General features: G+C 42.3%; 14 protein-coding genes, 2 tRNA genes and 1 other annotated feature. Of the genes, 13 read left to right on the forward strand and 3 right to left on the reverse strand.

Annotated features, from left to right (window positions below; all coding sequences use genetic code 11):
- Positions 1-473: 473 nt before the first annotated feature.
- A complete protein-coding gene (locus LCM09_RS20430; RefSeq protein ID WP_224885578.1) occupies positions 474-1433 on the reverse strand; it encodes a YaaC family protein in 960 nt (319 codons plus the stop codon).
- A gap of 116 nt (positions 1434-1549) precedes the next feature.
- Here LCM09_RS20430 and guaB point away from each other — a divergent pair, with 116 nt between their 5' ends.
- From guaB to LCM09_RS20460, 6 genes are all read left to right on the forward strand, one after another.
- Positions 1550-3007, forward strand: a complete 1458-nt coding sequence (gene guaB / locus LCM09_RS20435) for an IMP dehydrogenase (RefSeq protein WP_224885580.1) — start codon at positions 1550-1552, stop codon at positions 3005-3007.
- A 185-nt stretch (positions 3008-3192) separates the two neighbouring features.
- Positions 3193-4500 carry a serine hydrolase gene (locus LCM09_RS20440; RefSeq protein WP_224885582.1) on the forward strand — a complete coding sequence of 436 codons (1308 nt, stop codon included), beginning with the start codon at positions 3193-3195 and terminating at the stop codon, positions 4498-4500.
- Positions 4501-4686: 186 nt separating this feature from the next.
- Positions 4687-5574 (forward strand): pyridoxal 5'-phosphate synthase lyase subunit PdxS, encoded by an 888-nt coding sequence (gene pdxS / locus LCM09_RS20445; RefSeq protein ID WP_224885583.1) that lies wholly within the window; start codon positions 4687-4689, stop codon positions 5572-5574.
- A gap of 77 nt (positions 5575-5651) precedes the next feature.
- A complete protein-coding gene (gene pdxT, locus LCM09_RS20450; RefSeq protein WP_224885585.1) occupies positions 5652-6245 on the forward strand; it encodes a pyridoxal 5'-phosphate synthase glutaminase subunit PdxT in 594 nt (197 codons plus the stop codon).
- A gap of 66 nt (positions 6246-6311) precedes the next feature.
- Positions 6312-6516 (forward strand) — a binding site (T-box leader).
- Between the two features lie 62 nt (positions 6517-6578).
- Positions 6579-7853, forward strand: a complete 1275-nt coding sequence (gene serS, locus LCM09_RS20455; RefSeq protein WP_224885588.1) for a serine--tRNA ligase — start codon at positions 6579-6581, stop codon at positions 7851-7853.
- A 135-nt stretch (positions 7854-7988) separates the two neighbouring features.
- Positions 7989-8081: transfer RNA gene (locus LCM09_RS20460), tRNA-Ser, on the forward strand.
- 139 nt (positions 8082-8220) lie between these two features.
- On the opposite strand, the gene LCM09_RS20465 is transcribed toward LCM09_RS20460, so the two are convergent.
- Positions 8221-8889 (reverse strand): deoxynucleoside kinase, encoded by a 669-nt coding sequence (locus tag LCM09_RS20465; RefSeq protein ID WP_224885590.1) that lies wholly within the window; start codon positions 8887-8889, stop codon positions 8221-8223.
- Positions 8886-9524 (reverse strand): deoxynucleoside kinase, encoded by a 639-nt coding sequence (locus LCM09_RS20470; RefSeq protein ID WP_224885592.1) that lies wholly within the window; start codon positions 9522-9524, stop codon positions 8886-8888. The genes LCM09_RS20465 and LCM09_RS20470 overlap by 4 nt, the downstream gene beginning before the upstream one ends.
- Before the next feature lie 165 nt (positions 9525-9689).
- Here LCM09_RS20470 and LCM09_RS20475 point away from each other — a divergent pair, with 165 nt between their 5' ends.
- The 7 genes from LCM09_RS20475 (at position 9690) to LCM09_RS20505 (ending at position 23461) form a co-directional block, all read left to right on the forward strand.
- Positions 9690-10925 carry a cation:proton antiporter gene (locus LCM09_RS20475; RefSeq protein WP_224885594.1) on the forward strand — a complete coding sequence of 412 codons (1236 nt, stop codon included), beginning with the start codon at positions 9690-9692 and terminating at the stop codon, positions 10923-10925.
- A 116-nt stretch (positions 10926-11041) separates the two neighbouring features.
- Positions 11042-12160, forward strand: a complete 1119-nt coding sequence (gene hppD / locus LCM09_RS20480; RefSeq protein WP_224885596.1) for a 4-hydroxyphenylpyruvate dioxygenase — start codon at positions 11042-11044, stop codon at positions 12158-12160.
- Positions 12161-12193: 33 nt separating this feature from the next.
- Positions 12194-12823, forward strand: coding sequence for a flavin reductase family protein (locus tag LCM09_RS20485; RefSeq protein ID WP_224885598.1), 630 nt, complete (start codon positions 12194-12196; stop codon positions 12821-12823).
- 5 nt (positions 12824-12828) lie between these two features.
- Positions 12829-13692 (forward strand): fumarylacetoacetate hydrolase family protein, encoded by an 864-nt coding sequence (locus tag LCM09_RS20490; RefSeq protein WP_224885600.1) that lies wholly within the window; start codon positions 12829-12831, stop codon positions 13690-13692.
- Between the two features lie 20 nt (positions 13693-13712).
- Positions 13713-14852, forward strand: coding sequence for a homogentisate 1,2-dioxygenase (locus tag LCM09_RS20495; protein WP_224885610.1), 1140 nt, complete (start codon positions 13713-13715; stop codon positions 14850-14852).
- 97 nt (positions 14853-14949) lie between these two features.
- Positions 14950-15025: transfer RNA gene (locus tag LCM09_RS20500), tRNA-Arg, on the forward strand.
- A gap of 213 nt (positions 15026-15238) precedes the next feature.
- Positions 15239-23461, forward strand: coding sequence for a carboxypeptidase regulatory-like domain-containing protein (locus LCM09_RS20505; RefSeq protein ID WP_224885602.1), 8223 nt, complete (start codon positions 15239-15241; stop codon positions 23459-23461).
- Positions 23462-23517 lie beyond the last annotated feature (56 nt).

Here is a 23517-nt window from a genome sequence, read left to right on the forward strand (position 1 = left end):
CGAAGAAGTTCGCCGCTTATCGCGCCCCGTATGAGAACACGGAAGTTAAGCTCGCGCGCCGATGGTAGTTGGGGGCTCTCCCCCTGCAAGAGTAGGACGTCGCTAGGCAAGTGAGAAGTCAGAGGTTAAGCCTCTGGCTTTTTTGTGTTGTCTGAATGTGGTTTTGTGTAATCTATGGTTGGAAAGACGGTTTCGCGGATATCCTGCAAGTTCCCCCTCTCCCGTGTACTGTCTGAATGTTCCTTTGACTAATCATTTATTACAATTAACGATTCGCTGATAAAAACGACATATCGCCGAAAAAAGTGCCCTTTTCGCTGATATAATCTCGATTTCGCTGATAAAACGAGAATATCGCTGATATATGCTAAATATCGCCGATAAAATGATAAACCCGCTACTTTCTGCCCTCTCCATCCTCAAAGAAACACGCACAAAGAGCACTAAATCATACAACACTCCACCTTTTCACCTTAAATCCTCTCCATCAAATACTCATAAAGCAGCAAAGGAACCTTTTCCGCTGCAATATCAAGGAATTCTAGAATGAAAGGTAAGTCGTTGGATTCTCTTGTATGAAAGAGATCACCCCACCATTCTGTTTCATAGCGACAGATCATACTGAGATTATAAAGGAGGAGGTAATGAACCATAACCTCATGGATAGAATGATATTGTGATCGTTTTGCAGGAAGATATAGGTCTTGGCCACAAGATAACATTGGGCGTGAGTGGAGCCTAGATAGGTCGCCATCAAAGTGAATCATAAGAACTCCACGTTCACTAGAAGAAACGGTAGTAACCTCTACAGGCAACTGTTGGTTAAGATAGCTTTCAAAACGATCAGTGGTCATATTTAACGTATCTAATATATGTGAAGAAACGGTAAAGGTGTTGGCGTTGGTAGGAGTTAATCGAAAGCTCGTCACTTTTTCAGATAGCTGTTTAATAAGAGGGGCTATCTCAGGAATTAAGCTTAGCAGATCGTTCATTTGATACTTTTCTCCTTCGACCTGTTTCACATGAAACATTTTCCTTGAAAAATATTCGAATAAACCATTCTTCTGTCCTTTCACTTCATCCTGGAGGAATGAGTACTGACGCTTCTTCCTTTTTCTTGAGGTTACTCCATGAGCTAATACGAGTGTATCACTAGGGTAATTTGGATCAAGTGTCAGTAAGCATCCCTTTAACAGCTGAATCATTCCATAAAACAGAAGGATTGGCTTCAATTCGGTATCAGCTAGATGAGCATGTTTAAAGTAACGATCTCCATATTCCATAAAGTACATAAAACGATAGCAATTATCGTAACTTTTCCTCTCTGCATCATCAAAACCTAACTTAGAATAGCATTTATTGAGATACTGTTGAACATAAGTAGAAGAGTGAAACGCATGCCAGGATGTATTGAATGGTTCAGTGTATCTCATAAGTATCCTCCTTGTTTGATAATTCAAACTTATTCAATCTTTCTTGACACTAGTTTAACCAATTGATAAGCTACTAATAAATTTTCGATAAGACCGATTAGAGGAGGACGAAAGGGATGTGGGATACAAAATTTGCAAAAGAAGGGTTAACCTTCGATGATGTATTATTAACGCCGGCTTTTTCTGATGTGCTTCCAAGAGAAGTATCTGTAGAAACAAAGCTAACCGAGAACTTAAAACTGAATGTCCCGATTATCAGTGCAGGTATGGATACTGTGACAGAAGCTCCTATGGCTATAGCAATGGCTCGACAAGGCGGTCTTGGTATTATTCACAAGAGCATGTCTATTGAAGATCAAGCAGAGCATGTTGACCGTGTGAAGCGCTCAGAGAGTGGCGTTATCACTGATCCCTTCTTCTTAACACCAGAGCATCAAGTATTCGATGCAGAACACCTTATGGGTAAATACAGAATTTCAGGTGTGCCGATTGTAAATGACGATCGAAAGTTAGTTGGAATTCTTACGAACAGAGATTTACGTTTTATCGAAGATTATTCGATTCAGATTAAAGAAGTTATGACAAAAGAAAATCTCGTAACAGCTCCTGTTGGCACGACACTTAAAGAAGCAGAACGTGTTCTTCAACAACATCGCATTGAGAAGCTACCTCTAGTAGATGACGATGGCACGCTAAGAGGGCTGATTACCATTAAAGATATTGAAAAAGTTATCCAGTTTCCTCAATCTGCTAAAGATAGCCGCGGACGCCTTCTAGTAGGTGCTGCAGTTGGAAACACAGCTGATGCTGTTATGCGTGTGAAGAAGCTCGTTGAAGCAGGTGTTGACGTAATCGTGCTTGATTCAGCACATGGTCACACTGCTGGAATTATTAATAAGGTTCGTGAAATTCGTGAAGAGTATCCAGAGCTTACGATCATTGCAGGTAACGTTGCGACAGCTGAAGGAACGAAAGCTCTTATTGAAGCTGGGGCAGATGTAGTGAAAGTAGGAATTGGACCAGGATCGATCTGTACGACTCGTGTTATCGCTGGTGTAGGTGTTCCTCAAGTTACGGCAGTTTATGAGTGTGCGACAGAAGCACGCAAGCACGGTGTAAGTATTATTGCTGACGGAGGAATCAAATTCTCTGGAGACATCGTTAAAGCAATCGCAGCTGGTGGACATGCAGTGATGCTAGGAAGTCTGCTTGCAGGTGTAGATGAAAGCCCTGGTGAACGTGAGATTTATCAAGGCAGACAGTTTAAAGTGTATCGAGGCATGGGCTCAATTGGAGCTATGGAAAAAGGCAGTAAGGATCGTTATTTCCAGGAAAATATGTCTAAGCTTGTCCCTGAAGGTATTGAAGGACGCGTTCCTTACAAAGGCCCACTAGGTGATACGATTCATCAACTACTCGGCGGAATTCGTTCTGGTATGGGGTACTGTGGAACAAGGACGCTAGATTCTTTACGAGAAGATAGCCAATTCGTGAAAATCACTGGAGCAGGTCTTCGTGAGAGCCATCCACATGATGTTCAAGTGACGAAGGAAGCGCCAAATTATTCCGTTTGATAGTACTTTCGATGGAAGTTTTATCATGTCTGTGACAAATTAAACTAAATACGTTAGAAAAGTAGATAGGGGGCTTTCCTCTATCTATTTTTTTAATTTTAGTTATGATAAAATAGCGGTTATGTGAGACTCAGTTGGAGGTGTAAGGGTTGAAAAACCTTGGTTTTAAAGCCATGATTTTGACTATGGCAATTGTATTATTTTTAGCAGGAACATTCGGTTCAGGTAGCAATGCAGAAGCTGCTGAAGCACCAGATATTAACGCAAAAGCAGCGATATTAGTCGATGCGGACTCTGGAAAGATCCTTTATCAAAAGGACCCAGAATTAACGCTCGCACCTGCAAGTATGACGAAGATGATGTCAGAATACTTAATACTTGAACAAATTAACAATAATAAGATTAGTTGGGACGATAAAGTTAGCATTAGCGAGAATATACATATTCTTTCTCAAAACAGAAGTCTTTCCAATGTGCCTCTTCGTTCAGACGCACAGTATTCAGTAAAAGAACTTTATGAAGCGATGGCGATCTATTCAGCTAATGCTGCAACAATGGCACTTGCAGAACATGTTGCAGGGACTGAAGCAAAATTCGTTGAGATGATGAACGCAAAAGCAGAAGAAATGGGATTGAAAGAATACCGTTTCGTTAACAGCTCTGGGTTAAATAACAAAGATCTTCGAGGAAATCACCCTGCTGGTGAACCGAACGAAGAAAACATGATGTCTGCAAGATCTACTGCACTTCTTGCATACCACTTGATCAAGGACTATCCTGAAGTTCTTGATACTGCAAGTATTCCAGTAAAGAATTTCCGTGAAGGCACTGATGACGAGATCGTAATGAAAAACTGGAACTGGCTTCTTCCTTCACTTGTGTATTCAAATAAGTATCCTGTGGAAGGAATCGACGGATTGAAAACAGGATCGACTGATCTTGCAGGATACGCGTTCACGGGTACAGCGAAGCAAGGAGATATGCGCCTGATTTCAGTGGTGATGAAGACAGATTCATACGAAGCACGCTTTGAAGAGGCTTCAAAACTACTTAACTATGGATTTGATAACTTTGAATCTAAAACAATCATCAGTAAAGGTGATCAAGTAGAGAAGGATTCCACGATAAGCGTTGTAAAAGGTAAAGAAAAAGAAGTAGAAGTAGCAGCTGGAGAATCGTTCAATGCGATCGTCCAGAACGGAACAGAAAAAGCTTATGAAACGAGCTATAAGCTGAACGATGAACTACTCACTGAAGATGGTGAATTAACGGCGCCGCTTGAAGATGGAGAGGAAGTCGGACGGATCGAGCTCAAGGCGACTGGTGAAGAACTTGGATATATCACTGGTGAAAAAGGTTCTTCTGTATCTCTTGTAACGACTGATTCAGTTGAGAAAGCCGGATGGTTTACACTTACGATGAGAGCGATCGGCGGATTCTTCTCAAGCATCTGGAGCAGTGCAGCAGGAGCTGTTAAAGGACTGTTCAGCTAATATTTTTCAGGAAATAAGGTGAGAATACTCTTCAAATGCAGATTTGGAGAGTATTTTTTAAAATCTTTTAGGAAATCAAAGGGTAGACGATAGGACAAGGCTTGAAAAAATGTTACAATAGAAACGTTTGATGTAGGTGTTTTTAAAAAGTATAGATAATCTAATATAAATATGGGAGGAATATAGATGAATCAACAAACAGGTACAGATCGCGTAAAACGTGGTATGGCTGAAATGCAAAAAGGCGGCGTCATCATGGACGTTGTGAACGCAGAACAAGCTAAGATTGCAGAAGAAGCTGGTGCAGTTGCTGTAATGGCACTTGAGCGCGTTCCATCCGATATTCGTGCAGCAGGCGGGGTAGCTCGTATGGCTGATCCTACTATCGTAGAAGACGTAGTAAACGCAGTATCGATCCCAGTAATGGCAAAATGCCGTATCGGTCATATTGTTGAAGCACGTGTTCTTGAATCAATGGGTGTTGACTATATTGACGAGAGTGAAGTATTGACTCCAGTTGATGAAGAATATCACCTTGATAAGCGTAAGTACACTGTTCCTTTCGTTTGTGGTGCTCGCAACCTTGGTGAAGCACTACGCCGAGTAGGTGAAGGTGCTGCAATGCTTCGTACGAAGGGTGAGCCAGGAACAGGAAACGTTGTTGAAGCTGTACGTCATCAGCGTCTTATTCAATCCCAAATCCGTAAAATCTCAAGCATGTCTGAAGATGAGCTAATGACAGAAGCGAAGAACCTTCAAGCGCCATTCGAGCTTCTTCTTCAAATTAAAGAGCTTGGACGTCTTCCAGTTGTTAACTTCGCTGCAGGCGGAATCGCAACTCCTGCGGATGCAGCACTAATGATGGAACTTGGTTCTGACGGTGTATTCGTTGGTTCTGGTATCTTCAAATCAGATAACCCAGAGAAGTTCGCGAAGGCGATCGTAGAAGCAACAACTCACTATCAAGACTATGAATTGATTGCAAAGATTTCTAAAAACCTTGGTATCGCAATGCCAGGTATCGAAATTTCATCACTACAGCCTACTGAACGCATGCAGGAACGCGGCTGGTAATTCATTAAAATCACCCCCACCTGGGCAACTGAGGTGGGGGTCTTACTTAGATATAGATAAAAGGAGTCGAAAGCAGTATGGTGAAAGTTGGAGTCCTCGGACTGCAGGGTGCAATTCGAGAACATGTGAAAGCATTACAAACAAAAGAAGCGGAAATCGTTGTTGTAAAACGCATTGAGCAGCTCGATGATCTCGATGGCCTCGTGCTGCCAGGTGGTGAAAGTACAACTATGCGTCGTTTAATCAATCAATATGGATTTCTCGAGCCTTTGAAAGCTTTTGCTGCTGAGAAGCCGATCTTCGGTACATGTGCAGGACTCATCCTTCTTGCAGAGCGTATCGATGGTATGGCTGACTCTCATATTGGCGTTATGGACGTTACAGCTAAACGTAACGCTTTCGGTCGTCAACGTGAAAGCTTTGAAGCACCATTAACAGTTGAAGGACTAGACGAAGATTTTATCGGAGTCTTTATTAGAGCTCCTTATATTGAAGAAGTCGGGGAAGGTGTAGAAGTCCTTGCGACGTTTAATGATAAAATTGTTGCAGCACGTGATGGACGCTTCCTTGCGTGTGCGTATCATCCAGAGTTGACGGATGATGACCGGATGCATCAGCTATTTATCGATATGGTCCTTGATTTCAAGAAAGAAGGACTTGCAACCGAGTAAAATTTCGTGTAAATTATTACGTACTAGGAAGCGGAGCATAAAAACTCTGCTTGTGATACATGATATACGAAAACGTTGACGGGAATTAGTAATAGATGTTCAATGCTTAGAGAGTCGATGGCTGGTGAGAATCGATCGTTGAACCCTGTGAATCCATCCCTGAGTAGAAAGCTGAATGCAGTAAGCTTTCTCGGAGCAGACCGTTATTCTGTTAAGAGGCAGGCAATTGTCTGCAATCAGGGTGGCAACGCGGGTAGCTCTCGTCCCTTTCCAGGGGATGAGGGCTTTTTTGTATTCCTAAACGGCGCTTATCGTAAAAAAGGAGGAAAAGACATGATTGATTTAAAGTATCTACGAAAGAATTTTGATGATGTGAAAGAAAAATTATCAAAACGTGGCGAAGATCTTGTGGGTCTAGATCGTTTTGAAGAGCTTGATCAGCGTAGGAGAGACCTTATTGCAAAGTCTGAGGAACTTAAAGGGCAACGTAATGAAGTTTCAAAGAAGATCGCAGAATATAAGCGTGAAAAACAAGATGCTGATCATTTGATTAAAGAGATGCGTGAAGTTGGTGACGAGGTTAAAACCCTCGATGAAGAGCTACGTGGTGTAGAAGGTGAGCTTGAAGAAATCCTTCTCCATATTCCTAACATTCCACATGAAAGCGTACCAGTTGGTGAAACGGAAGACGATAACGTGGAAGCACGTACATGGGGTGAGAGAAAAGAGTTCTCTTTTGAAGCGAAGCCTCACTGGGATATTGCAACAGATTTAAATATCATTAATTTTGAACGCGCATCTAAAGTGACTGGAAGCAGATTTGCTTTTTATAAAGGAGCAGGTGCACGCCTTGAGCGCTCACTCATTAACTTTATGATGGACCTTCATGAGTCTGAACATGGATATGAGGAAATTCTACCTCCTTACCTTGTGAATCGCGAGAGCATGACAGGAACAGGACAGTTACCTAAGTTTGAAGAAGATGCCTTCAAGATTCGTGAAGAAGATTACTTCTTGATTCCAACGGCTGAAGTTCCTGTTACAAATTTCCACCGTGATGAAATCCTTGATATTGCTGATCTTCCTCTTGCTTACACGGCATTCAGCGCATGTTTCCGTTCTGAAGCAGGATCTGCAGGTCGAGACACTAGAGGATTGATACGTCAGCATCAATTTAACAAAGTAGAGCTCGTTCGTTTTGTGAAGCCAGAGGATTCTTATGACGAGCTTGAGAAGCTTACAGGACATGCTGAGAAGGTTCTTCAATTATTGGAGCTTCCTTACCGTGTTATGAGCATGTGTACAGCAGACCTTGGCTTTACAGCTGCTAAGAAATACGATATCGAAGTATGGATCCCAAGCTATGGAACATACAGAGAAATCTCTTCTTGTAGTAATTTTGAAGACTTCCAGGCACGTCGAGCAGGCATTCGATTCCGTAGAGAGAAGAACGGAAAACCTGAATTTGTTCATACGTTGAATGGATCTGGTCTTGCGATCGGAAGAACCGTTGCTGCAATTCTAGAAAATTACCAGCAAGAAGATGGCACAGTCATCGTACCAGAAGTTCTGCGTCCATATATGGGCGGTCGTGAAGTTCTGAAGTAAGACATTAGGGGGGAGAAATCCCCCTGTTTAAATAAAAAAATAAAAATATTATTGATTCTGTTGACTTTGTACTTTACGGGTGATAAGATATTATTCGTGTCACCGAGTTAACAATTTAGTTAGCAACATATTTACGGAGGAATACCCAAGTCTGGCTGAAGGGATCGGTCTTGAAAACCGACAGGGGCTTAACGGCCCGCGGGGGTTCGAATCCCTCTTCCTCCGCCATATTAACTAATTGAACTACCAACGCGCATATAATTTGGAGATTATATGACCGCTGTCTACGACAGCGGTTTTTTTTATGTGTAATTTTTCTTAACATGAAGAAGGAGCTATCCGTGATCGGATAGCTCCTTTCTATTTGTTATCTGCTTAACAAAGGAATCTGATTAAATTTTTGTTCGATCCGTTTTAGGATTAACTCTACGGAAGAAGGATCGTTAACAAGGTCATATTCATTGATGTTCAATCTGAGGATTGGACATGCATTGAAGCTATCGATCCAGTTATTATAGCGCTGGTACATTTCTTCCCAATACTCAGTCGGTGTTTGTTGCTCCATCGGGCGTCCACGTTCCTTGATACGATCAACGACATCATCGAAAGATCCTTCAAGATAAATCATTAGATCAGGATGTGGGAAGAATGGTGTCATCACCATGGATTCAAAAAGGTTCGTGTACGTATCATAATCAACGCTCGACATCGTTCCTTTTTCATAATGCATTTTTGCAAAGATCCCAGTATCTTCATAGATGGAACGATCCTGTACAAAGCCTCCGCCATATTCGAACATTCTCTTTTGTTCTTTGAAGCGTTCAGCTAAAAAGTAGACCTGTAAGTGGAAGCTCCAACGAGAAAAGTCATGATAGAACTTCTCTAGGTACGGGTTATTATCAACTTTTTCAAGTGAGGTTCTAAATTGCAGGGCATTTGCTAGTGAACTTGTAATAGTGGATTTACCAACTCCAACAGTACCAGCTATCGTAATGACGGCGTCCTGAGGGATGTTGTATTTTTCTCTAAGATTCATACAGGGTCTCCTTCTTTCAATGTTAGTTCGAGGGATTCAAAAATGGTTTGCAAATCTTCTTCATTTGCAACAAAGTCCATCTCATCGCCATTGAACCGGAGAACAGGAATATCAGGGTGATGCGCTTCGAATTCCTGCATAAACCGTTCATAGTCAGCTGATAATTGCTTAAGGTATGAAGGGTCAATATCTTTTTCAATTTGACGACCTCTTTGTGATATGCGATTCAATAACGTTTCGAGGCTCGCATTCAAATAGATGATAACGTTCGGTTCAGGCATGCCCTCGGTTAAAATATCGTAGATTTTCATATATTTAGAAAAGTGCTTGTCACTAAGTGTCTGTTGGGCAAAGATTTTATTTTTGAAAATGTGGTAATCAGAAATGACTGGACGTTGATTGGATAGATAGTGTTTATCCATATCTTCTAATTGTTTGTATCGATGGCTAAGAAAAAACATCTCGGTTTGGAAGCTCCACTCTTCAATGTTGCCGTAGAACTTACCGAGAAATGGATTCTCTTCTACGATTTCTTGAAACAGTTTAAACTGATAATAATCAGCAATAGCTTGGGATAGAGAGGTCTTTCCAATACCGATCGGGCCTTCGACGGCAATAAATGGGGTCTGGTTCATACGTATCCTCCTCCGTCGTTTCCTATGCTAACCAGATCTTGCTCTCTTTTTATAGACAAAGATAATTGTAGCATAGACCAAGAACTGTGGACAGGGTTAAAACCATCGTCTTAAAGGTAAAAAAAACCTGCTCGTTTTATATCTGATAGAAGGGGAAAAATCGTTATGGAAAGGGGTGGAAAAATGGGATCTCATCATATTTTAATCCTGTTATTTATCGGTTATTTGGTCTATACAATCGATACGAAACAAAAGAATTTTCCGGCACCGTTAGTGCTCTTGCTCATTGGGGTTAGTTTGTCTTTTGTTCCCTACTTTCAGTCTGTACATATTACGAAAGAAATTATATTCGAATGGTTTCTTCCGGCACTTCTGTTTATTTCAGCTTATCAGTTTCCATTCGATCATCTCAGAAAGCATGCAGGAATTATTTCTATGTTAAGTACAATCGGAATCATAGCGAGTTCTGTCCTTCTAGGAGGAGTCGTGTATGTGATGAGCGGTCCGTTCATATCCTTATCATTTGTGGGAGCTTTGCTAATCGCTTCTATCTTAACACCGACAGATCCCGTATCTGTTGTTTCTATATTAAAAAGCTCTTCGAAAGATCCCAAGATTGCTAATGTGGTGGAAGGTGAATCGATGGTGAACGATGGCACAAGTATCGTTCTCTTCACTGTAATCGCTGGTATGTTGTTAGAGGGTCAAACGTTTTCTCTCAGTTCTTTTATCTATGATTTCATTCTCGTATCGATCGGAGGAATTGCTATAGGAGCGATTTTTAGCTATCTCGTATGTCGAGCGATTCACCTGACGCATCATCGACAGTATCAGGTTATGTTAAGCATCGTTCTTGCTTACGGAAGTTTCTATGTAGCGGAGGGCCTTGGTGTATCAGGAGTTCTTGCCGTTGTAGCAGCAGGGGGCGTGCTATCGTATGAGCTCGATCGATTAATAAAAGAAGCACACTTCAGAGAATCCTTAAACAGCTTTTGGGAAGTTGTTGAGCCGAGTATTCTAGCATTGATCTTTCTACTGATCGGTATTGAAACGACAAATTACTTTGTAATCGACAAGTGGTTATTTATCACTGGTGTGTTTGTAGCTTCGATTATCATTCGATTCCTTGTGCTAGCTGGAATTGTGAACATGTTCAAGGCATGGCGAAACGAATTTGATTGGAAAGACATCTCACTTGTAACATGGTCTGGCATAAGAGGAACGATGTCTGTCGCATTATTACTTAGTTTAGAGTCAGATAAAGGGTCTTTAGATAGTGATATCCTCTCCATTACGTTTGGAGCGGTGTTGTTGTCTCTCATCATTCAAAGTATGACGATCTATCCTCTCTCACATTTCTTTGAAAAGAAAAATGGTGAGTTCAAGAGAAATTTGCATTGAAATCGTCACTCACACCAATACAGGAAAGCGTTATGGCTTTAACAGATACTCTTGAAAGGTTAGGGAAAAAGATTTACGTTTAAGCTGGTTGACTAACAAATATTGGAGGGGTTTATGTGCAGGAACAAACGTTGAATACTAGCCAACAGGATACCGCAGACTTTTTCCCAGTGCATGATGTCGATTATCTTGAACTATATGTCGGTAATGCTAAGCAATCAAGTCATTACTTTTGTAAGGCGTTCGGGTTTAAACCAGTAGCTTATTCAGGACTTGAAACAGGTGATCGCGAGAAAGTATCTTACGTCCTTCAACAAAATAATATTCGACTCGTTCTAACAGGCGCTCTTTCAAATGAACATCCAATTGCAGATTTTGTCAAACTACATGGAGATGGAGTAAAAGATATTGCTCTTACTGTGGAGAATGTTGAAAAGGCTTACAAAGAAGCTGCAGAGCGAGGAGCGATCGAGCTTAGTCCTCCTAAAGAATATAATGATGAGTTCGGTAAAGTGAAAATCGCCGTTATTGGTACATATGGCGATACGATCCATACATTAGTGGAGCGTAAAGATTATGAAGGTGTCTTTATGCCAGGATTTAAACAGTTTGAAGGTGATATACCTTCTGAAACAACAGGACTACTCGGTGTCGATCATTGCGTAGGAAATGTGGAATCGATGGAAGAATGGGTTTCCTATTATGAAAATGTGATGGGCTTCAAACAAATGATTCACTTCGATGATGACGACATTAGCACAGAATATTCAGCATTGATGTCTAAAGTAATGCATAACGGTGGTCGAATTAAATTCCCTATCAATGAACCAGCCAATGGTAAAAAGAAGTCTCAGATTCAAGAATACTTGGATTACTACAATGGTCCTGGTGTCCAGCATATTGCTGTGTTAACGAATGACATCGTTACAACAGTAGGTAAATTAAGAAATGCTGGTGTCGAGTTCCTTGAAGCACCAGATAATTATTATGACGTATTAACAGAACGTGTAGGAGAGATTGATGAAGAAATCGACAAGCTCCGTGAACTGAAGATCTTAGTAGACAGAGATGATGAAGGTTACCTTCTTCAAATCTTCACGAAGCCTGTTGTTGATCGTCCAACTCTTTTCATTGAAATCATTCAACGTAAAGGTGCAAAAGGGTTCGGTGAGGGTAATTTCAAGGCTTTGTTCCAGGCAATTGAGCGAGAGCAGGAACGAAGGGGCAACTTATAATCACGCCAAAATGATAGTAAAGGAGTTGCCGATATGAACCTTCAACCAGATTCCCTTGCATGGAAAGATGCTTACAAACTTTTGATTGGATCCGTCCTTCCTCGTCCAATCGCATTTGTATCTAGTATGGATCGTAGTGGACGAGTGAACCTCGCGCCATTTAGTTTTTTTACTGGAATTTGCGCGGATCCTATGATGGTTTGTTTCGCTCCTATGCGTAAAGCGGGAGAGGGCGAAAAGAAAGATACGCTTATAAACATAGAAGAAACAAAAGAGTTCGTCATCAACATCGTAGGTGAAAGTATCGTTGAGCCGATGAACGAGTGTGCAACACCATTCGCTCACGGAACAGACGAATTCTTAGAAGCAGGACTAACGAAAATCGAAAGTGACCTTATCACACCACCACGAGTAAAAGAGAGTGATGTGCAGCTTGAGTGCGTACTAGATCAAATCGTTGAATTTGGCGATCATGAAGGTGCAGGAAGTCTCGTAATAGGGAAAGTAGTGATGGTTCATGTGCGCGATGAGCTATATGAGGACGGAAGGATCAATACTGCACTGCTGAAACCTGTCGGACGACTCGCAGGGCAGGAGTATACGCGAGCGACCACAGATACATTTACGCTAAAAAGAAAAACAACGGCTGAAGAAAAGAGCTGAGGACTTTGAAATTCGTCACGTATGAAAGACAGGGTCAAGAACATGCGGGTATCTTAAAAGGTGAAAAAGTTTACGATTTACACAATGCTTCAGATCTTCTCGAGTTCATTAAAGGCAACAATGCAATTGAAGAATTAGAGTTAGCTGAAGGATATGACCTTTCCAATGTAAAACTAAAAGCGCCTCTCCCTCGTCCTGCAAGCATTAGAGACTTTTATGCATTTGAAGAACATGTAGTCACAGCTAGAGGGAAAAGAGGCCTTGATGTAGTACCCGAATGGTACGAGTTCCCTGTCTTTTACTTTACGAATCATCACGCTGTAAAAGGGCCAGAAGATTCTATCTTTCCTCCTCAAGGCTGTAAAAAACTAGACTATGAACTCGAAATTGCTTGTGTCATAGGTAAAGAAGGTAGAAATATAAAAGTTAGTGAAGCACAGGAGTACATTTTTGGTTACATGATTATGAACGATTGGAGTGCGCGTGATATTCAAGCAAAGGAAATGAAGGTCGGTCTTGGTCCTGCGAAGGGCAAGGATTTCGGAACATCATTCGGCCCCTACCTTGTCACAGCTGATGAATTACCGCTGCACGATAATGGAATCGATTTAAAAATGGAAGCATTTGTGAACGGAGAACGGTATTCCGCGGGAAATGTAAAAGATATGTACTATTCATTTGGGGAATTGATTGAACGAGCTTCGAAAGATGTCACACTGTATCCAGGAGAAGTGATTGGCTCTGGTACTGTTGGCAGTGGGTGTATTCTTGAACAAACTGGACGGGAATGGTTAAAGCCTGGTGATCGAGTGGAACTCTCCATTACTCATCTTGGCAGCCTTACTAATGTTGTTGGAGAGGAGGAGTAAGAGTGGCTTTTTACCAAAAGATGGGAGAGCTGCCTCATAAACGGCACACCATGTTTAAGAAAGAAGACGGTTCACTTTATAGAGAACAGGTGATGGGGACAAAAGGATTCTCAGGTATCCAATCGATCCTCTACCATCATCATTTTCCTACTGCTGTGAAGGAAGCAGACTACCTAAAGGATGCTGTTCCGGAGTATGAAGCGCAAGGAGCATTACAACATCGCCATTTCCGAACCGCAGCATACGACAAAAAGGGAGATGCTGTTGTCGATAGGTGTTATTTCCTGGGGAATGAGGATGTGTTGATCGGGGTTGTGAATCCCGTTGAAACCATGAATTACTTTTACCGGAACAGCGACGGAGATGAGTTGTTTTTTGTTCATCATGGCACTGGTAAAATCGAAACGATGTTTGGTGAGATCAGCTACGAACCTGGGGATTATGTGTTGATTCCTATTGGAACCATTTATCGGGTTATTCCAGAAGATAATCAAAATCGCTGGCTCGTCATCGAAGCAACTAGCGCGATCACAACGCCTCGACGGTATCGAAACGAGTATGGTCAGTTGATGGAACATAGTCCATTCTGTGAGCGGGATATTAGTGGACCAGAACGACTTCATACGTATGATGAGAAAGGTGACTTTGAGGTCGTGACAAAAGCCCGTGGCAGCTTGCATCGTCATGTGTTTGATCATCATCCTCTGGATGTGGTTGGATGGGATGGGTACCTTTATCCGTGGAAGTTTAACATTCGTGACTTTGAACCGATAACGGGACGTATTCACCAACCACCACCAGTTCATCAAACGTTTGAGGGGCATAATTTTGTTGTTTGTTCATTTGTGCCAAGATTATACGATTATCATCCAGAGTCGATCCCAGCACCTTACTTTCATAGTAATGTCGACAGTGATGAAGTGCTTTATTATGTAGAAGGGAATTTTATGAGTCGTAAAGGGATTGAAGAAGCTTCGATTACCTTGCATCCATCTGGGATTCCTCATGGTCCTCATCCAGGTAAGATCGAAGGAAGCATCGGCAAAAAAGAAACGCTCGAGCTTGCTGTTATGATCGATACATTCCGACCGCTCAAAACAATCGAGCAGGCGAAAGAGTATGAGGATGAATCATACATGAAAAGTTGGATAACAGAGTAAACGATCAATTGGGGGAAATGTACGGAATGCGCGGCTAGATAGTAGCCGCGCTATTACTTTTCTTACACCGACTTTTATTGTATAATAAGTACCATTCGGCCCCGTAGCTCAGGGGATAGAGCAACGGTTTCCTAAACCGCAGGTCGGAGGTTCGATTCCTCTCGGGGCCACCATTTTAATAACATACATATTGAAACACTCGAATAACTATTGTTCGGGTGTTTTTTTGTCGTTTTCTCGAGCATTACAAATATTGATGCGAAAAAACAGGCTTGGTCAAATCGGGACAAGAATGGAAATTAATAGTTTTTATGGGTCTATCAACCACTACATCTATCTGACTTACACATAAACCTATTAAGAGTGAATACTAAGGAGGAAATATAGTGTCTTTTCCAAATGATAGTCAATATACATCTGTCCCATTAGGCTCGAGTTTTTATTTTGACGTTACTGGTGATGAATCTCCAGCTGCAGTAGATTTGGTTGGTAACTCATCGAATCCATCTTTTGGCATAGCGTACGACGATAAAAACGTCTACTTCCGATTACGTTTGAACGATGATCCGCGAAATAGACAGAAAACAGGTTTTCAAAATTTCGCTTGGGGGGTTTTGATTAATACTGGAGGACAAGCGGGAACGTACCAGTGGCTTTTAGCCGTTGATGGTATGAGTGGTGAGCTTGTTCTGATAGAGAATACGAAACAGGAAGTAAACTCATGGAATGATCCTGCTGAAGGTACAGATGGCAGAGGTAAGCCAAACTTCTCCCAGCCTATCGTGAATTTTGATATAGCAAGGATTACGCCAGCAGGTACAACATTTGGAGGAAATGAAAATGTTTTTCTAGACTTTTTTATACCTGCTGCCACGCTATTTGATTTTCTAAACATAACTAAAAACACACCACTACAGCTAATATCGTTCACCTCAACAAACTCCAATAACTACAATAAAGATTCCTTAAGGTTTTCTGAAGGTTTCCAGTTTACAAATGCTTTTTCTGATCCAATTTCAGTAGAAGATACCAATGTGAAAGCAAAACTTGATCTACAGAAAATACTGTTAAGCGGCCCTACTACTGTGAATGCAGGAGATGAAGCGGCGTACAGCGCTCGTTTGGTCCTTGAAAATACGGGCCAAAGTAAAGCGGCAACCGTTAAGCTACAAGATGTCATTAAGTTTGATTTAGTGAGCGGATTCTCCATAACTAGCAGCTCGACAGGTAAGCCATATTTTAATGAACATACAAACACACTAAGTTGGGAGATAGGGGTATTACCACCGGGTGAAACGGCTGTACTAGATTTCGAAGTTAGTGGATATTTTACTACAGCTGGTGAACGAGTCTTAGAAAGAGCAAAGGCCATAGGTACCGATGGGAATACAGGTGCTAGGATCTTATCCGATATTGTCACGACAACGATTGACGTCACAAGCACCGGAGGAATTACCGGTATTGTTAAGAATCATACGAACGGTCTTCCACTGGCTGACGTGGTTGTCGAGCTAAAAGATGGCGCGACTACAATCGGGGTAACGACGACCAATGATAGAGGAGAGTACTCTCTAAATGAAATTCCCCCAGGTTCCTACACGATTGAATATTCCAAACCTGATTTCATAACGAATATACAATCAGTGAACGTCGTTTCAGGTGAAATTACCAGGAAAGACGTATTTCTAACTGAACTTCCAGGAAGCATTGAAGGAACTGTTACAAACTCTGTTGGGGGAGCAATCGCTAACGCAACCGTCTTACTCATTGATTCAGCCGGGAATGTCATCGATGAAAAAACTACGAACGCGAGCGGAGAGTATAGCTTTCCTTCTGTAAAAACAGGGTCTTATACGATAGTTGTAAGCGCTACAGGGTTCCAATCAGCTGAAAAAGGGGTAATTGTTGAGGGAAATAAGACGTCAACTGCGAATTTCGTACTTGAGCCAAACCCAGGAAACGTACAGGGAACCGTGACAAATGAAGCGGGCGACCCTATAAGCGGAGCGTTGGTAGAGGTATTGAATGTTGCTGGGACGACAATCGGAAGAGCAGTCACAAATGCATCAGGAGCTTATGCCATTAGTGATCTAGCACCTGGAGATTACAAATTAAGAGTAAGTAAAGATCTCTATAGAACTTCCGTAGTTGGTTTTAACGTAGAGGCTGGGGAGACGAAAACCCTGAATGTCGAACTAATATCGAACCCTGGTGCTCTAGAAGGAACAGTAACAGATGCAACTACATCAGATCCTCTTCAGGGAACGACTGTTCAAGTTGTTGATGCTCGGGGAGTGACAGTCGCCTCAGCTTTGACAGATGGTAGTGGGTTCTATCAAGTAGAAAACCTCTCTCCAGGAATGTACAGCGTGACATTTGTGAGTGGCGGTTACGGATTATTGACAGTCGGTACGAAAATCGTATCGAATCAGACGACTGAATTGAATGTGGCACTCGATCAGCTTGTAGGTGGAATTGCTGGAACAATAACAGATAACAACGGCAACACACTTTCAGGTGCAATAGTAGAAGTTTTCTTCAACAATGTCCACGTCGTTACTGCTACAACAGATAATAACGGTGTATATAAAATAAATAATCTCAGCCCAGGGTTTTATACACTAAATGTCTCAAAAACTGGCTTTTCTACTGAAACCGTAGGAGCTTCTGTCGTTGAGAATGAAATCTCAGAAGCTAACGCTACACTTCTACCAAACCCAGGAACGGTAACAGGTACAGTTCTTACATCGAGTGGTGATCCGATATCTGGGGCCGTCATTAACATTCGTGATGATCGAACTGGTGCCGAAATTACGCAAGCCGTTACAAATGAACAGGGAGCATACACAGCTCTAGGATTAGCACCTGGTAACTATACGATTATTGCTCAAGCAGAAGATTTTCAAAGCCAATTCAAAGGTGCAACCATCGTTTCTGATCAAACGACAATCGTTGACTTTTCGATGCTCCCTAACCCCTCGAGTGTTTCAGGAACAATCATAAATGCTGAAGACGGACTTCCGATCACAGGGTCTATGATTGAAATCCAGATCATAGATGCAGCAGGATCTTTAGTAACAACTGCTTTTACTAATCTAGATGGCGAATATGAAGTTAACGATCTCACACCTGGTACTTTTAGCATCATAGCTAGTGCGACCGATTTTCAAACGAATTCAGCAACGGTTTCGCTCTTGCCTGGAGAATTAAAGGTGGTAAATATTGAACTTACTCCTGCACCAGGTAATATTGTTGGAACGATTACAGACATTTCGGGAAATCCACTTAGTAATGTGTCGATCAGGATCGTCAACGCTCAGGGACTTTTAGTTGGAACAATTCTAACTGACTCAGAAGGAATGTATGTGTTTAATGGTTTAGCACCAGGAAACTATACAGTTACAGCAATTGCATCAGGCTTCCAGTCATCTTCTGCTGGTGCTATTATTGAGCCAAATGAAACAACGGTAGTGAACCAAAGTTTGGAAAGTAATCCAGGAAGTATTTCAGGAACTGTTACGCCTTTAGTTGATGGGACAACAGTTACACTCAGAACAGCAGATGATCTGTTTGTTGCTTCGACGCTCATTAATGAAGCTGGAGATTTTACTTTTGATAACCTGCTGCCGGGGCAATATATACTTTCCGCAACTGCTTCGAATTACCGTGTTTCTACAGCTGGTGCTACGGTGGTCGCTGATGAAATAACATTTGTAGATTTAACGCTCGTACCGAATCCTTCTCAAATTAGCGGTGTTATTACTAATCCTGACGGTACGCCAGTATCAAGCGCCACGGTTCAAATCATCGATCTAAACGGTAGTGTGTTAAGTTCCGGAACGACAGACCAATCTGGTGAATACGTCATTTCGAATCTTCCACCTGGCTCTTTTACAGTCGTTGTCAGTGCACAAGATTTTGCATCAACTACGGGTGGTATTACGCTAGATCCCGGCCAAATTGTAACGGATGCCAATTTTGTGTTGATTCCAGATCCAGGCACAATCGTAGGGCAAGTCGTAGATCCTTCTGGAAATGCAATATCCGGTGCTACCGTCATTATTCGTACCTTTGACAATACTCAAGTCAGAACGTTAACCACGAATGAGTTTGGCGAGTTTTTGGTAGGGGGTATCGCTCCTGGTTCTTATACGGTAACCGCGACAGCACCGAACTTCTCTACCGAATTTGTTGGAGCACTCGTAACGAGCAATGAAAATACGGTAGCAAACCTCGTTCTTGAAAGTTTAGTAGGTAATATATCTGGTTCAGTGGTAGATGAAGATGGCAACCTTATTACAGGAGATAATATAGGAATCAAATTATTTAGTGTTAGCGGAGCATTGCTACAATCCTTTGTAGCAAATTCAGATGGATCATTTTTCATAAATGCGCTCAATCCTGGTCAGTACAAAATTAATGCGACAGCCCCTAATTATTCTGCAAACACTGTGAGTGCTGATGTTATTGCTGGAGCTACAGAAACCATTACGGTTCCGCTTCAACTACTCCCTGCTACGATTACAGGTAGAATCATCAATTCTGCTACAGGAGACGGCATTAACGGTGCTGTTCTAACATTTACTACTTCAGAGGGAATACCAATCGCAACTTCTACTTCAGGGTTAGACGGCGAATATATTGTAGAAAACATTCCAGCTGGATCTGTTGTCGTAAGCGTTATTGCTTCAGATTTTGGTGCGCGATCCTTAACAACGGTAGTTGAACCAGGTGAAGTGAAGAGTTTAACGATAGAACTTGACCAGAGTCTTGGCTTCTTAACAGGTTATATTACGAACATCGATACAGGAGAAGCAATAGCAGCTGCTATAACCTTAATCGATGAAAACGGAGAGCAAATCGCAATTGTTACGTCAGATGACTCAGGGCAGTTTCTTACTGAGGGATTAACCCCAGGAAATTATCAGGCGGTCGCTGCTGCAGAAGGTTTTACGAGCCGGACTGCTAGTTTCAGTATCGTTTCGAATGAAACATCTGTACTAAGCTTTGCTCTGTCGCCTATCCCAGGTACGATCACTGGAAGAATAACGAACTTCAACACCGGTGACCCCATTTCAGGAAGTACGATTGTTGTTCACGAACAATCTCCAAGTGGCCCAATCGTAGCCACTACGATTACGAATGCTAATGGTGAATACATCGTGAACACGTTAGCAGCAAGTACGTATACGATCGTTGCATTCGCGGATGATTTTGGTGCAGCAGAAGCTACGACGGTAGTTGGTCGTGGTGAAACCAAGACAGTCGATATCAGATTAGTACCTGATCCGGGCGCCATTCAAGGTACGATAAAAGACGCTAATACTGGGCTTGAACTCTCTGGTATATCTGTAGATTTATATAATGAAGACGGAATGTTAGTTTTTACAACAAATACTGATGAGAACGGGTTTTATCAGTTTACTGAACTTGCCGCACTTCAGTATCGAATCGTTACGAGAAACCCAGATTTTCAGACACAAGAGGTCGGGGTCATCGTCACTTCAGGTAACACCGAACTCGTGAATTTAAATTTGGAATCAAATCCTGGAAGTATTACAGGAACGATTGTCGATGCAGAAACCAATACTCGGTTGGTTGGAGCTGAGGTCACCGCCTTTGTTGCTCAGGATATTGTTCCGATTGCTACGGTTATTACCAATTCTTTAGGTGAATATACAATTTCTGGACTTGTGCCAGGAAGCTACACCATTGTTGCCAATGCTGTAAGCTACACAGAAAATTCAACTGGTAGTACGGTTTCACCAAATGAGACAACAATTACAGATTTATCGCTTACGAGTAATCCAGCGAGCTTATCTGGTACAGTGTTGGATGAAAATGGCCAGCCGCTCAAGAATGCCGTCGTTAAAATCATCGACATTAACGGTGTTGTCATCGGTATAAGTGCTGTCGATGAGAACGGCTTTTACTCGATAGGAGGCTTGCGACCTGGTACCTACAGAATCTTAGCTTCTGCTCCAGCAACGTCTGCTCCAGATGTAGGCGGTGCATCAACAGGGTTAACCCTTATGGCAGACCAAAACCGAACGGCTAATTTCGTGCTTAGAAATAATCCTGGAAGTGTTTCTGGAATGGTGTTTGATGAAGATACAGGCGCTCCGATTGTAGGAGCTAACATCAACATCCTCGATAGCAACGGTCAAGTTGTTGCTACAACCACTTCTACTACCGGTGGGAGTTATTTAGTAAATGGGCTTACAGCAGGTAGTTATACCGTATCCGTGTTTAAAACGTCATATGCGAGGAAGACAGCGGGAGCGATCGTTGAGCCTGATCAAACCACTACAGTTGATTTCTTCTTAAAAAGAACAACAGGATCGATCTTTGGTAAGCTTCAAGATGATGCAGGTCACCAAATAGATTCAGACTCAGTAGGCATCAGGTTGCTTGATGAGAAAGGGTTACTCCTTCAATCAACTGTCGCAACACCGGATTGTGAATTTAGCTTTAGTGATTTACCTCCTGGTCAATACCTTGTAAGCATTAGTGCTAACGGATACCAATCGAAAGCAGTGCCTGTGACTGTTGCATCTGGAGAGGTAAGTGAGTTAACCATCACATTATTCAAGAACGCGGGTATTGTAAGTGGAAGTGTCACAAATATGGAAACGAGCACAGGTATTGCCGGAGCCTCAATCACGATTAAAGATGCGAGCAATATAACGATTGCCACCGGGTTAACAAACGAAGACGGCAATTTCACCGTTGATAATATACCACCGGGACCTCAGGTCGTTACTGCCTCCCGAGATGGGTTTGGCACCGGCACAACGGGCGTGAATGTGGTTGAAAACGAAGTGTCAGAAGTTTCGATTGCATTAACACCTAACCCCGGTAGTATTAGTGGGGTTATTACTGACGAAGCAACTGGCTTGCCTGTTTCAAACGCAAACGTACAAGTGCTGAATGATGGTGGAACAGTCATTGCCACCGTACTCACACAATCTGATGGGCAGTATCTTGCTGCAGATATTCGTTCCGGCGTCTATGAGGTGATCGTGAGTCACCCTGATTATGGCATAAAGCTTGGGGGTGCAATCGTTGAAAGCAACGAACGAACCACTTTGGATTTAGCTCTTAGCTCATCTCCAGGAAGCCTAAGTGGTATTGTCATCAATCAGGAAACAAAAGAGAGAGTTTCAGGGGCTTCTGTCGAATTAAGATGGTTGAGTCCAGACGGTGAACTTATCGCATCAACGCTTACGAATGACAATGGAGAGTATTCCATTAAAGGGCTAACTCCAGCTATCTACACCGTGGTGGGCTTTGGAGCCGGTCTTGGAAGTGATTTAGCGTCTATTGAAATAAGACCGAATCAGATGGTTGTTCAGAACCTTGGACTGTTTCCGCTCCCATCTAACGTCAGAGGCAATGTGACTGATGCTACAACAGGCTTGCCAATTGAAGACGTTCTTGTTCGTTTGGTGACGTCAAGTGGTGGTTTCCTACAGAGAGCGCAGACGGACAGTAGTGGAAATTATTTAATCGAAGGGTTTGACCCTGGTGAATATGCCCTTGTTGTTCGAAATGAGCAATATGCATCTGCCGCAAAAGGGTTTACTGGTGAACCTCTTCAAACTGAAGAAGTCAATTTCGCCTTACAATCTAATCCTGGATCTGTTACAGGTCGAGTAAAAAGTATGGACACATCTCAATTTGTCTCAGGTGTTTCTGTCATCGTTCTAGATGATAACAATGTACCAATCGCGAACACCCTTACAGATGGAAGTGGTGTTTACCTTATAAAGGGTCTTGCTCCTGGCAGGTACTCAATTAGGGCTCTTGCAATCGGGTGTGATTCTAATGCAAAAGCGATGACGATTATAGCGGGGGAAACAACAACCATCGACTTCTTATTAACAGGTGATCCTTCCATCGTCAGAGGAAATGTAACAGATACTGACGGAAATGTCCTAAACGATGTAGGTGTGACGGCATTCGATAGCAATGGAAACGTTGTAGGCAGAGGGATAACGAGTCGAGAGGGCGTATATGTGATCGGTTATCTTCCTGCAGAAACCTTGACGTTAGTGGCTACACTGCCTGGATTTGCACCTGATACGAAAGTTGTTACGTTAACGCCTAGTAGCGATCGTACCGTTAATTTTGTTCTCAGTGCAGTAAACCCTGGTAAGTTAATCGGTCGGGTTACAAGTGAGAGAACGGGTGATCCAATTGTAGGTGCAACACTTGCTGCGAGAAGAAATGACGAAATCGTTGCAGAGGTTTCAACTGGTCCGGATGGAACGTACTCTATGGAACTTCCTGCGGGGGAGTATGTGATCTTCGCCTCTGCACCATCATTTGAAACTCAAGAAGAACCTATCGTGATAAGTGAGGGAGAAACCGTAGAACTAAACTTCGCGTTGCAAGGGGGGACGCCACCACCACAGGATCAGTATTATCTATACAGCTGTGAGAATGGGAAAGCGCTGACCGTTTCGAATAGTCTTGTACCAACGCCATTCACATTATTGAAAATTGATAAAAAAACAAACTGTGGTTATTTCTCCTATATGGATTTTGGCACGGAAAGGACGCTTATCGTTTGTCTTGGATGTTTTACAATCAGTAGGGTCAACTAGGCATACCTTAACCGATGAATGTACATTCATCGGTTTTTTATTATTGCCCTTAAATA

The organism is Guptibacillus algicola, from assembly GCF_020171805.1.
Lineage (GTDB): Bacteria > Bacillota > Bacilli > Bacillales > Guptibacillaceae > Guptibacillus > Guptibacillus algicola.